Origin of the sequence: Pseudoxanthomonas sp. JBR18 (genome assembly GCF_028198165.1) — a bacterium.
In the GTDB taxonomy this organism is placed as follows: domain Bacteria; phylum Pseudomonadota; class Gammaproteobacteria; order Xanthomonadales; family Xanthomonadaceae; genus Pseudoxanthomonas_A.
Genome location: NZ_CP116339.1, coordinates 1,142,080 through 1,154,311, shown reverse-complemented (window position 1 = coordinate 1,154,311; position 12,232 = coordinate 1,142,080). Strand labels below are relative to the sequence as shown.

Below are 12,232 nucleotides of genomic sequence, written 5' to 3'. Positions count from 1 at the left end.
GCACACAAGGCAGAACCGACCATGCGCAGACCCACCATCAAGGACGTTGCCGAGCGGGCCAAGGTGTCGCTCAAGACCGTTTCGCGCGTCATCAACAACGAACCTTCGGTCATGCAGGGCACCCGCGCCCGGGTGCTGCGCGCCATCGCCGAGCTGGACTACGAGCCGGACCCTTCCGCGCGCAACTTGCGCAGCGGCACGCCCTTCGTGATCGGGCTGGTCTACGACAACCCCAATCCGTATCACATCATCGGCGTGCAGAACGGCGTGCTGGCCGCATGCCGCGAAACCGGCTTCGGCCTGCAGATCCAGCCCTGCGATTCCACCTCGCCGCTGCTGGCCGAGGAGCTGGCCGAGTTCGTCCAGCGCTCGCGCCTGGCCGGCCTGGTGCTGACCGCGCCGATGTCCGAACGTCCCGAGCTGATCGCCGCGCTGGCCGCGCGCAACGTGCCGCTGGTGCGGATCATCGCCGCCACCGAGGATCCGGGCGATGGCCCGCCGTGCGTGTACGTGGACGATCGTGATGCGGCCTACGAGATCACCGAGCACCTGATCCAGCTCGGCCACCAGCGGATCGGTTTCCTTATGGGCGGCTTGGCCCACCGTTCCAGCACCGAGCGCTATGCCGGCTACGAGCAGGCGCTGAAGGACTACGGCATCACCCTGGACAAGCACCTGGTGGTGCCGGGCGACTTCACTTTCGACGATGGCTTTCGTGGTGCACGTCGCCTGCTGGCCCTGCGCGAGCCACCCACCGCGATCTTCGGTTCCAACGACGAGATCGCCGCCGGCGTGCTGGCCGCAGCCAAGTCGATGGGACTCAACGTGCCCTACGACCTGTCCATCGCCGGCTTCGAGGACAGCCCGTTCTCCAAGCAGTCCTGGCCGCCCCTGACCACGGCCAAGCAGGCGACCGAGGACATCGCCAAGCACGCCGCGCGCCTGTTGATCGCGCGTCTACGCCAGGACGCTTACGAAGAATCCCCCATCGCCATGCACAACCAGGGCTTCACCCCGCAGCTGGTGGTGCGTGGCTCCACCGCGCCGATGCGACCGACCCGCGCCGAACCCAAGACATCGACTCCATGAGCTCATCCCCGACTTCCGCCGCGGCGCTGCCTGCCGCCACGCAGACCCTGATGTACAACGAGGCCGCCTCCACCGCCGAGGTAGTCGCCGCGCAGTTCGCGCGCAACCACGACACCGTGGTGGCACTGGCCGAATCGCTGCGCCAGTCGCCGCCGCCGTTCGTGGCCACCTGCGCGCGTGGCAGCTCCGACCACGCCGCGACCTTCGGCAAGTACCTGATCGAGACCCAGGTCGGGGTGATGACGGCCTCGGCCTCGCCCTCGATCGGGTCGGTCTACGGTTCGCCCCTCAAGCTGTCCGGCGCGCTGTTCATCGCCATCTCCCAATCGGGCAAGAGCCCTGACCTGCTGCGCAATGCCGAGGCGGCCAGGGTTGCCGGCGCGCGCGTGGTGGCGCTGGTCAATGTCGAGGACTCGCCACTGGCGCAGTTGGCCGACGTGGTGCTGCCGTTGTGCGCCGGTCCGGAGACTTCCGTCGCCGCGACCAAGAGCTACCTGGCCTCGCTGGCCGCGCTGCTGCAGTTGGTGGCGCACTGGTCGCAGGACGAGAAGCTGCTGGCCGCGCTCGACGCGCTGCCTGGTGCGCTGCGCCAGGCCTGGGATGCAGACTGGTCGGGCCTGAGCGAAGGTCTGGTCGGCGCGCACAACCTGTTCGTGCTTGGCCGTGGCCTGGGTCTGGGCGCCGCCCAGGAGGCCGCGCTGAAATTCAAGGAAACCTGTGGCCTGCACGCCGAGGCCTACAGCTCGGCCGAGGTCAAGCATGGGCCGATGGCGCTGGTGGGCCCGGGTTTCCCGGTGCTGTGCTTCGCCCAGCCCGACGGCACCGAGGCCGGCATGCTGGCGCTGGCCGAGGAGTTCCGCGGCCGGGGCGCGCAGGTGTGGGTGGCCTCGGGGCAGGGGGACCTGCCGCTGGTGGCGGCCCCGCATCCGGCCTGCGCGCCGCTGCTGACCATCCAGAGCTTCTACAAGGCCATCAACGCGCTGGCCCTGGCGCGCGGGCACAATCCCGACGTGCCGCCCCATTTGAACAAGGTCACCGAAACCGTATGAGCCTGCGCTTTGCCCTGGTCAACGCCCGCGTCCTGTCCGACACGGGCTTCATCGCCGACGGTGGCGTTGTCGTCGATGCCGGCCGCATCGTCGCGGTCATGTCCTCCGCCGAAGCGCGGCGCCAGGCCGACACCGTGCTCGACCTGGGCGGAGCGACCCTGGCGCCGGGCTTCATCGACTGCCAGGTCAACGGCGGCGGCGGGGTGCTGTTCAACAACGATCCCACGCCCGGCGCGATCGACAGCATCGGCCGCGCGCATCGTCGCTTCGGCACCACCGGCTTCCTCCCGACCCTGATCAGTGACCGTGCCGAGGTCATGGCGCAAGCGGTCCAGGCCACGCGCCAGGCCATCGCGCAAGGCGTGGACGGTGTCATCGGCGTGCACCTGGAAGGCCCGTACCTGGCGCCGGCGCGCAAGGGCACCCATGACGCGGGCACCTTCCGCGTGCCCGATGCGGACGAGGTCGCCATGGCCACGGCGCTGGACAACGGCGTCACCCTGGTCACTCTGGCGCCCGAGCAGGTGCCGGTGGAGACCCTGCGCGCCTTCATCGCGCAAGGCGCGCTGGTGGTCGCCGGACACACCGCGGGCACCTACGAGCAGATCCGTGCCGGGCTGGACGCCGGCGTGCGCGGTTTCACCCATCTGTTCAACGCCATGTCGCCGCTGCAGGGGCGCGAGCCCGGCGCGGTGGGCGCGGCGCTGGAGGATGCCGGCAGCTGGTGCGGCGTCATCGCCGATGGGGTCCACGTGCATCCTGGATCGCTGCGCGTGGCGCTGGCCGCCAAGCCGCGCGGCAAGGTGTTCCTGGTCACCGATGCGATGCCGATGGTGGGCGCCGACAGCCCCGCCTTCGACCTGTACGGCGAAACGATCACCGCGGTGGATGGCGTGGTGCGCAACGCGGCCGGCTCGCTGGCCGGATCGGCGCTGGACATGGCCACGGCGGTGCGCAACACGGTGCAGCTGGTCGGCCTGCCACTGGACGAAGCCCTGCGCATGGCCGCGCTGTATCCCGCGCAGTTCCTCGGCGTGGATCACGAGCGTGGCCGCATCGCACCGTGCCTGCGTGCCGACCTGGTGGCGCTGGACGATAATGTGCAGGTTATCGAAACCTGGATCGGCGGGGAAACGTCCGCCGGCTGATGCCATGGCTGTTCCCTCTCTTCGTCGCTTCGCTTCGGTCGATGCCCTGCGTGGCCTGACCGTCGCGGCCATGCTGTTGGTTAACGACCCGGGCGACTGGGCGCATGTCTACGCGCCGTTGCTGCATTCGCAATGGGACGGCTGCACGCCGACCGACCTGGTCTTCCCGTTCTTTCTTTTCATCGTCGGGGTCTCCATCGCCCTGGGCATCGTCCCCCGCGTGGAGGCCGGTGCCGACCCGGCGCCGCTGCGGCGCGAGCTGTGGATTCGTGCGGGCAAGATCATCGGCATTGGGCTGGCGATCAATCTGCTGGGCTGGTGGTTGCTGGACAAGCCCCATCTGAGGCCCTGGGGCGTCCTGCAGCGCATCGGCCTGTGTTTCTTGGTGGTCGGCCTGCTCGCCACCCGGCCCCGTGCGCGGGTACAAGGCGCGCTGATCGTGGCCCTGTTGCTGGGCTACTGGGCATTGCTGGCATTGACCGGCGGGTTCGCTCCGTGGACCAATCTGGCCAGTCGTGTGGATACCGCGCTGCTTGGGCCGCTGGTATACGAATTTGATTCTGCGACCGGGCGCGGCCACGATCCCGAAGGCCTGCTCAGCACGCTGCCGGCGATCGCCACCACCCTGATCGGCCTGCATGCGGGTGGCTGGCTGCGTCGAGGGCGTGCGCACCGGCTGCTGCCCGGTGCCCTGGGCTGCCTGCTGGTGGGCTGGCTATGGGCGGCAGTGGTGCCCTGGAACAAGAACCTGTGGACGCCCTCGTTCGTCCTGTGGACGGCCGGCTGGGCCATGGCGCTGCTATGGCTGTTCCACATGTTGATCGACGTGCGCGGCTGGCCCGCGCTGGGGCGTTCGCTCGGACGCCATGCCCTCACCGTCTACGTGGGCGCCGCGGTGATGGCGATCCTGCTCGACGCGACCGGCGCCGGGAGTGCGATCTATCGCGTCGGCTTTGCACAGTGGTGGAGTCCAGGCGCAGAACCAGAGCTGGCCTCGCTGGCTTTTGCGATGGCATTCACCGGGCTTTGGTGGGGCCTGGCAAAGACCATGGAGCGCGCTGGGGTGGTGTTGATCAAGGCCTGAAGGCAGGGCGGGCTGCGCGACGCTGCGGGCGAGACTTGGAGAGGCATGGTCTTGGCCTGCTCGGTCCCTGATGGCGCGCCAAAATGTCGTGCATCTGGCTGTCTGTGCTGGCGCCATTTCCGACCCGGACATGCGCTCGGATGCTTGTCACGCTTTCGCACCAAATGCTGCGAATCAAGGCGTTTGCATGGTTGACAAGGTTGTCAGCGACATCCGAGACTCAAGCCGCACCGGCATTCTCCATTACACCCTTCAGATTGCATGCGCGTTACGCAGCCAAAGGCGTTGGCCCGCCCCTGATCGCATTAACGAGGGCTTCGCCGGGTTGGCCGCCGAAGCGCTCATTGCGCCTGCCGCCTCCTCAATCGTGCGGCGTGTTCGACCCTCCAATTCCCAAGCCAGAACACTTCTGCATGCGTGCTGGAAGGCTGGCGTGTTGCCTGATTGAAGCTCGCCGCCGCATCACGGCTGCGCAGACACGGATTTTGAAACGTCCCATCCCCGATCGAGGTTGAGCCCCCATGCAGCGCCGAATCACGCCGTTAGCCCTGAGCATCACCGCCGCCCTGTCTTTCTCGAACATGGCCCTGGCTGCCGAGCCGCAGCAGGAACCGCCCAAGCAGGCCGACGACGGCGTGGTGGAGGTCGACACGGTCAAGGTGTCGGGCTATCGCGCCAGCCTGGGCAAGGCACTGAACGTCAAGCGCAACGCCAACGCGATCATCGATGCCATCAGTGCCGAGGACATCGGCAAGTTCCCTGATACCAACGTGGCCGAGTCGCTGTCCCATCTGTCCGGGGTCACCGTCGATCGCCAGTTCGGCGAGGGAGAAAAAGTCAGCATCCTGGGGACCGACCCGGCACTGAACCGCGTCCTGCTCAACGGCCAGACCCTGGCGTCCACCAGTTGGGGCGGCGATCCAAACGACCCGGACAGCCGCTCCTTCAACTACAGCGTGCTGGCGCCGGAGGTGGTTGGCCTGATGGAGGTCTACAAAACCCCGGAGGCGCGGATCGATGAAGGCTCCATTGGCGGCACGGTGATCGTCCACACGCGCAAGCCGCTGGATCTGGAGCGCAATGCGCTCAGCGGCACGCTCAGCTACGGCTACAACGACCGTTCCGAGGAGGGCAAGCCCAACGCCTCGGTGCTCTACAGCTGGAAGAACCGGGACGAGACCTTTGGCGTGCTGGGTTCGGTGATGCACACCGAGAAGGTGCTGCGGCGCGACGGTGTGGAGATCTTCGGCTACGACAACGTGGCCGGCGCCAATTTTCCAGCCTCGGTGGTCGGCGACAACCAGGGGCAGTTCCCGACCTCGCTCAATACCGCCTTGTTCCGGCAGACGCGCAAGCGCGATGGGGTCAGCGCTGCGCTGCAGTGGCAGCCAAGCACGGATTTCGAGCTCAACCTGACTGGCCTGTACGTCAAGGAGTCCTTCGACAACTACAACCAGAGTCACTACGGGTATTGGGGATCGAACACAGCCGATGCCACGGCGTTGGGGTTCGAAAACGGGGTGGCCACCTCTGGCAGCTTCGGTGATGCCTCCAATACCTATCTGGATGGCTACCTGCGCCGCACCGAGGTGGAGACCGGCAGCGCCAACCTGCGCGCGGATTGGCACGGTGATGGATGGAATGCCTCGGCCCAGGTGGGCTATACCGGCTCACAAGGGGGCGCGGGCCGGATCTATGGCATGCAGTTCGCTTCCCTGGGCGGCTACAGCTATGACATCGACCATCGGCATACCTCCATTGACTACGTCCGCGATCCCACCGATCCATCGCACATGGCGTTGCACACCGCTTCGATCAGCCACAGTCCCCAGCACGACCGCGAAAAGTACCTGCAGGCCGATTTCGACCGCAACGTGGAGTGGGGGCCGTTCAACAAGATCCTCACTGGCATCAAGGCCACCAATCACGATACCGGGCAGACCTCATCCAGTACGACCTGGACCATCGATGACGGGACCACGCTGTCCGGTTTCTCCAGTGGCAATACCCCATCCGGATTCCTCAGTGGCATTTCGGCCAGTGACGACATGCAGCACTGGGCGACCATCAACAGTGGCGCCATCAGCGCTTACAGCGATGCGCTGCCCGGCGCCGACGCGCTGGACTTCAGCTACAGCGGTTCCTACGACATCGAGGAGAAGAACCGGGCCTGGTACATCCAGGGCAACTTTGGCGGGGACGGTTACACCGGCAATCTCGGTGCGCGCTACGTCCACACTTCGGATGCGACCAGCGGCTACAGCTATGCCCCCGGCGGTGGCTATTCGCCGGTGTCGGCCCAGACCAGTTATGGCAAATGGCTGCCGTCGTTCAACATTGCCTACGATCTCAGTGACGCGCTGATCGCGCGGTTTGCCGCAGCCAAGGTCATCGCGCGTCCGCGCTATACCAACATGACCCCGTACGTGGCCACCGACGACACCACGCTGACCGCCTCCAGCGGCAATCCCAACCTCAAGCCTTACCAGTCGGACAACTATGGGGCCTCGCTGGAATGGTATTTCACCCCCAGTAGCCTGCTCAGTGCCCAGCTGTTCTACCGTGACATCTCCGACTACGTGCTCACCACCGTCGAGGACCGGGTGTACTACAACAACACCACCGGTGGCGCGAGTACCTACCTGACCTCGGTGCCGACCAATGCCGGCAAGGCGAAGGTCAAGGGCGTGGCGGTGGCCTTCCAGCATGATTTCGGGCTGGGCTTTGGCCTGGTGGCCAACTACACCTACTCCGATGCCCAGACCGACAGCGACTACAGCCTGCCTTACAACTCGCGCAACTCGTACAACCTGAGCCCCTACTACGAGCGGGACAAGTGGAGCGCGCGCGTCAACCTGGGCTGGCGTTCGGAGTACTTCACCCAGATCGGTCGCTTGAACGGCCAGCAGATGACCGATGCCTTCACCCAGCTCGATGCATCGGTGGGGTACCAGATCAATGACCGCCTGCGCATGTCGGTGGACGCGACCAACCTGCTGGATGAAACCTATTACAGCTACATCGGCAGCAAGGATCATCCTTACTACCTCTACAAGAACGGGCGCGCGTTCATGCTGAGCTTCAACTTCAAGCTGTAGGAGGCTGGCCGCTCGCCACCGGCAGGGAGCGATGGCGTTGCGGCCGAAGCCGGTGGCCGCAACGCGCATTCCTGCATGCGCTTGCGCCGTGTGCTGGCCGATGGCTGGCAAGGAGCAAATCGTCTTGGGAACTGGCGCCAGTGGCGCCGGAGTCCGTCGCGGTCGGCTCAGCGGCGCTGATGCGCGCATGCGCGCGCGAGGCTGCCGCCAGTGGCGCCGCGCACTTGTATGTTGATGAGCGCCGGTGGTGCGATGCGACCGGCTGGCGTCAGTGATGCGCCCCGTGGTGGCGCAGCAGCCAGGTCGCCGCGCCAAGGACGCCCAACTGGCCGTGCTCGATCACCTTGACCGGAATCGCCTCCAAGGCCGGACGCATGCCGCCCCGATCCAGCAAGCGTTCCTGGAACGTGCTTGCGGCGATGAAGGCGCCGATCTGCGGCAGGAAGCCGCCCGCCAGGTAGATGCCGCGGTGGATGCCGTACATCAGCGCCATGTCGCCCAGGACGCTGCCCAGCAGGCCAGCGAAGACCGAGAGTGCTTCATGGGCGAGCGGGTCGCTGTGATCCAAGGCCGCCGTGGTGACGTCGGACGGGGTCTGGCAGCGGGCGGTGGCCGCATGCAGCGTGCAGAGGGTGCGGTAGAGCGTCAGCAGGCCCGGTCCTGAAATCACGCGCTCAATGGAGACGTGCGCATGCTGACGGCGCAACTCGCGCACGACGGCCTGCTCGGTGTCGGTGATCGCCGCGAGCGTGGCCTGGCCGGCTTCGGTGGCCAGCACGACCTCGCCTTGCGCGCTCGGGATGCAGACCGCTGCGCCAAGTCCGGTGCCCGGGCCAATCACCAGGGCCGGACCGTCCTTCTGGGCATTGCGCGGACCGCACAGGTGCAGCACTTCGCTGGCGGGCATTCGTGGGGTCGCATAGGCCACCGCTTCGAAGTCATTGACCAGATGCAGCGACTGCAACGCAAGGTTGTGGCGCATCTGCTCGGGAATCAGGGGCCACGGCAGATTGCTGGCAATCAGCCGGCCGTCGTCCAGCGCATGGCCGGCGCTGGCGATCACGCCGCGGTGCACACGCGGGCGGCCCGCTTCGTGCAGGAACAGCGCCAGGATCTCGTCCAGCCCTGAATGGTCGGCGCATCGATATTTGCTATAGGCCAGCACCTGCAGCTGGCCGTTGGCCGGACTGGGCTGGATCAGCCCGATACGGGCATGCGTGCCGCCGACATCGGCAGATAGAAAGCATTCTCCACGTGCCATTGCGGCCGCATGGATCGGGTGGCGTGCTGACACGGGAGCTCCTGTAGCGGCGGAACAAGACACGCCGAGTTTCGAGTTTCAAGTGCCTTAGACAACGTTGTCAAGGATGTCTGGACGGCGGGGAAGTATCGCTTACCAGGTCAGCCAATTTCGCGAAACGGCCAAAACTAAAAAAGTAATTTCAATCGAATGAAAGCGCGGAATTGAGCACAATGTGCTCAAAGCGGCGCGCCGTACGGTTATATGTGAAATCAGTGTTGACAACGCTGTCAACTCTGCGACAGACTCGAGTCAGATCGATGTCAAGTGCAGAAATGTGACAGCGGTCTGGCGGTTGGCGTCGCTCCGGGGGCCGGGCAGCGCAAAGCCTTAGAAGGCCCATGTGGGGCGCTGCGTGGCGTGGGATCGCCGGCAGCGATGGAGTGCCACGCTTGGCTGTGCTTGAGCCGAGCCATGCTTATTGCAATGCGTCACCAAACGGTGCGGCGTTGAACGCGCCCTGCCGGGAGGTGCTTATCCGATCGATCAGCCCGGACTCGATGGCGGCCCGATAGCGCCTATGAATCCGAATTTCATGTTCTAGCCAGACAGGTTGAGCCATGCATAGCCCTACCAGCAAGTTGGCGGTCAGTATCGCCGCAGCGTTGTATTTCTCCGGAGTCGCGATGGCGTCTCCGCAGCAGCAGGACGACAACAAGAATCAGTCTGGTGAGGTGGTCAATGTCGACACGATCACCGTCACCGGCTACCGCGCTTCGCTGGAAAAGAGCCAGTTGGTCAAGCGTGCCGCCAATTCCATCGTCGACGCGATCAGCGCCGAGGACATCGGCAAGTTCCCCGACACCAATGCCGCCGAGTCGTTGTCGCATCTGCCTGGCATCAGCGTGGATCGCCAGTTCGGCGAGGGCGAGAAGGTCAGCATCAACGGCACCGATCCGGCGCTGAACCGGGTGCTGCTCAATGGCCAGACCATCGCCTCCGGCGACTGGGGTGGAAACCCCACCGACACCAGCGGCCGCACTTTCAACTACACCTTGCTCTCGCCTGAGATCATCGGCCTGATGGAGGTCTACAAGACCCCGGAAGCGCGCATCGACGAAGGCTCGATCGGCGGCACCGTCATCGTGCACACCCGCAAGCCGCTGGACCTGCCGAAGAACACCATTCGCGGCTCGCTGGGCTACAACTACAACGACCGCTCCGAGGAAGGCAATCCGCGCGGCTCGGCGTTGTGGAGCTGGAAGACCGACGACGACACCTTCGGTGCCTTGCTCTCGGTGACCCACGACAAGCAGGACATCTCGCGTGCGGGTGTCGAGTTCTTCGGCTACAACACCGGTGCGGGCATTTCGCCGACCGCCAACGTGTCCGGCGACGGCAGCGATGTCGCGACGGCCAAGATCCCGGTCGGCATCAACAGCTCCTACTTCCAGCAGACCCGCCAGCGTGACGGTCTGCAGGGCGCGCTGCAGTGGAAGCCCAACGACCAGAACGAATTCAACCTCACTGGCGTGTACATCAAGGGCAAGTACAACAATTTCAGTGAGTCGCGTTATGTCTGCCCGGGCTGCGGTGACCAGGACAAGATCACCGACCTGACCGTCAACAACGGCTACGTGACGGCCGCGACCGTGACCGACGGCGCCGGCAACGGCAACCAGCCCTACGCGCAGCTGGATACCAACTACCGCGAAAGCGAAGTCAAGACCAAGAGCTTGAACCTGCGCCATGACTGGTACGGCGACAAGTGGGTGTTCACTTCGCAGGTGGGTACCACCAAGGCCACCGGCGGCAAGAACCCCGAGTACCTGATGAAGTTCCTGCTGCAGAACGGTGGCTATAACTTCAACTACGACGGGACCAGCACCGGGGTGACATACGACGACAACAGCGCGTCGAACTGGGGCTTGAAGAGTGGCCAACAGGCCGGTGGCGTGGAATACACCACCACCGAAGACAAGGAGAGGTACTTCCAGTTCGACGCAGCGCGCGATCTCGACTGGGGTCCGCTGAACAAGCTGCAGTTCGGCTACAAGTACATCAATCACGACAATGGTCAGGACTCGCGCGGCAGCTCGATCTTTGCCGATCAGGACGTCCTGCTGACCGAATTCAATCCAGGCACCACGCCCGGCGGTCTGTATGACGGCCTGCATGCCAGCTCGGACCTGGCCAACTGGCCCACGGCCAATCTCAACTCGGTGCTGTCCTACCTGCGCGGATTGCCGCAAGGGGCGATGACGACCAAATACGGCCAGATCTACGACGTCAAGGAAATCACCAACGACCTGTACGCCCAGCTGAACTTCGAGTCGGGCGGCTGGCGCGGCAACCTCGGCCTGCGGTACGCCGATACCAAGGACAAGTCGCAGTATTACCAGACCAACGACGGCGGCAGCACTTACACCCTCCTGCAGAGCAACAAGCACTACTACAAGCCGCTGCCGAGCTTCAACCTTGCTTATGACCTGGACGAGGACAAGGTGGTGCGCTTCTCCGCGGCCAAGGTGATCGCTCGCCCGCGCTACAGCGACCTGGCCGGTTCGTTCTCGCTCAATAGCTCCACCGGCGACCTGACCGCCAGCGGCGGCAACCCGGACCTGGATCCGTATCAGTCCACCAACTACGACCTGGCCGCCGAGTGGTACTTCGCTCCGTCCAGCATGCTGTCGGCCGAGGTGTTCTACCGCGATATCAGTTCCTACATCGTCACCACCACGACGACGGAAGTGCTCAGCGATCCGGCCTACAACATCGTCGACCAGCCCTATACCGTGACCCGCCCGATCAACGCCTCCGGCGCCAAGGTCAAGGGTGCTTCGCTGAACTACCAGCAGGCCTACGGCTACGGATTCGGTCTGCAGGCCAATTACACCTACGCCGAAGCCGATGCCAGCACCGGCTTGAACCTGCCCTACCTGTCGCGCAACACCTACAACGTGATCCCGTACTGGGAGCATGGCCCGTTCACCGCGCGCGTGAACTACAGCTACCGCTCCAAGTACTTCACCCAGGTGGGCCGACTGAATTCGCAGGTCTTCACCGACGAGTACAAGCAGCTGGACCTGACCGGTTCCTACCAGATCAACGACTGGATGGGGGTCAGCTTCAGCGCCACCAACCTGCTGGATTCCACCTACTACTGGTACAACGAGGTCAAGTACGCGCCCATCGGCATGTACAAGAGCGGTCGCGGCTTCCAGGCGCAGCTCAACTTCAAGTTCTGATGTGCGGCGCGCCACCGGACCCTCCCCCCGGTGGCGCGCCTTTTTTTGCTGATGGATTCAAAGTTTCAAGGGCAGTGACCTGTGGAGCCCGACCGGGTGCAAGCCGGCGATGGTATGAAGCCATGAGCCGGCGTGTTTCCCCCATCCACGGCTCGCGCCGGGCCAAGGCCGGCGGGGGCCTGCAAGAGGAGTGCAGCCATGACCAACCGCTTCCTGACCCGCGTGGATCGATCCGGCCCCTCCGGCACGATCGATAGGACGGCACGGTGCGCGCTC

At 65.0% G+C, this 12,232-nt stretch carries 7 protein-coding genes; 6 read left to right on the top strand and 1 reads right to left on the bottom strand.

Going from position 1 to position 12,232, the window contains the following annotated elements; all coding sequences use genetic code 11:
* Positions 1 to 21: 21 nt before the first annotated feature.
* The 5 genes from PJ250_RS05350 to PJ250_RS05330 all read left to right on the top strand — a co-directional run bounded on the left by PJ250_RS05350 (position 22) and on the right by PJ250_RS05330 (position 7,468).
* On the top strand, positions 22 to 1,089 hold the full coding sequence (locus PJ250_RS05350) for a LacI family DNA-binding transcriptional regulator (RefSeq protein WP_271647517.1): 1,068 nt from the start codon (positions 22 to 24) through the stop codon (positions 1,087 to 1,089).
* Entirely contained in the window at positions 1,086 to 2,138 is a 1,053-nt protein-coding gene (locus PJ250_RS05345) for an SIS domain-containing protein (RefSeq protein WP_271647516.1), read from the top strand. Before PJ250_RS05350 ends, PJ250_RS05345 begins: the two co-directional genes overlap by 4 nt.
* Complete coding sequence (gene nagA, locus PJ250_RS05340; protein WP_271647515.1) at positions 2,135 to 3,286, top strand: N-acetylglucosamine-6-phosphate deacetylase; 1,152 nt, start codon at positions 2,135 to 2,137, stop codon at positions 3,284 to 3,286. The genes PJ250_RS05345 and nagA overlap by 4 nt, the downstream gene beginning before the upstream one ends.
* Before the next feature lie 4 nt (positions 3,287 to 3,290).
* A complete protein-coding gene (locus tag PJ250_RS05335) occupies positions 3,291 to 4,370 on the top strand; it encodes an acyltransferase family protein (protein ID WP_271647514.1) in 1,080 nt (359 codons plus the stop codon).
* Between the two features lie 581 nt (positions 4,371 to 4,951).
* Positions 4,952 to 7,468 carry a TonB-dependent receptor gene (locus PJ250_RS05330; RefSeq protein ID WP_333909519.1) on the top strand — a complete coding sequence of 839 codons (2,517 nt, stop codon included), beginning with the start codon at positions 4,952 to 4,954 and terminating at the stop codon, positions 7,466 to 7,468.
* Between the two features lie 268 nt (positions 7,469 to 7,736).
* Here PJ250_RS05330 and PJ250_RS05325 read toward each other — a convergent pair whose 3' ends face one another.
* The gene (locus tag PJ250_RS05325; protein WP_271647512.1) at positions 7,737 to 8,762 is read right to left on the bottom strand and encodes a glucokinase; all 1,026 of its coding nucleotides are present in this window, start codon (positions 8,760 to 8,762) and stop codon (positions 7,737 to 7,739) included.
* A 566-nt stretch (positions 8,763 to 9,328) separates the two neighbouring features.
* On the opposite strand from PJ250_RS05325, the gene PJ250_RS05320 reads away from it, so the two are divergent.
* The gene (locus tag PJ250_RS05320; protein WP_271647511.1) at positions 9,329 to 11,956 is read left to right on the top strand and encodes a TonB-dependent receptor; all 2,628 of its coding nucleotides are present in this window, start codon (positions 9,329 to 9,331) and stop codon (positions 11,954 to 11,956) included.
* Positions 11,957 to 12,232 lie beyond the last annotated feature (276 nt).

What these genes read in the sequence shown, in the direction of transcription:
- nagA (WP_271647515.1), top strand. Translation starts at nt 2,135, where the DNA reads ATGAGCCTGCGCTTTGCCCTGGTCAACGCCCGCGTCCTGTCCGACACG.
- PJ250_RS05350 (WP_271647517.1), top strand. Translation starts at nt 22, where the DNA reads ATGCGCAGACCCACCATCAAGGACGTTGCCGAGCGGGCCAAGGTGTCG.
- PJ250_RS05330 (WP_333909519.1), top strand. Translation starts at nt 4,952, where the DNA reads ATGGCCCTGGCTGCCGAGCCGCAGCAGGAACCGCCCAAGCAGGCCGAC.
- PJ250_RS05335 (WP_271647514.1), top strand. Translation starts at nt 3,291, where the DNA reads ATGGCTGTTCCCTCTCTTCGTCGCTTCGCTTCGGTCGATGCCCTGCGT.
- PJ250_RS05320 (WP_271647511.1), top strand. Translation starts at nt 9,329, where the DNA reads ATGCATAGCCCTACCAGCAAGTTGGCGGTCAGTATCGCCGCAGCGTTG.
- PJ250_RS05345 (WP_271647516.1), top strand. Translation starts at nt 1,086, where the DNA reads ATGAGCTCATCCCCGACTTCCGCCGCGGCGCTGCCTGCCGCCACGCAG.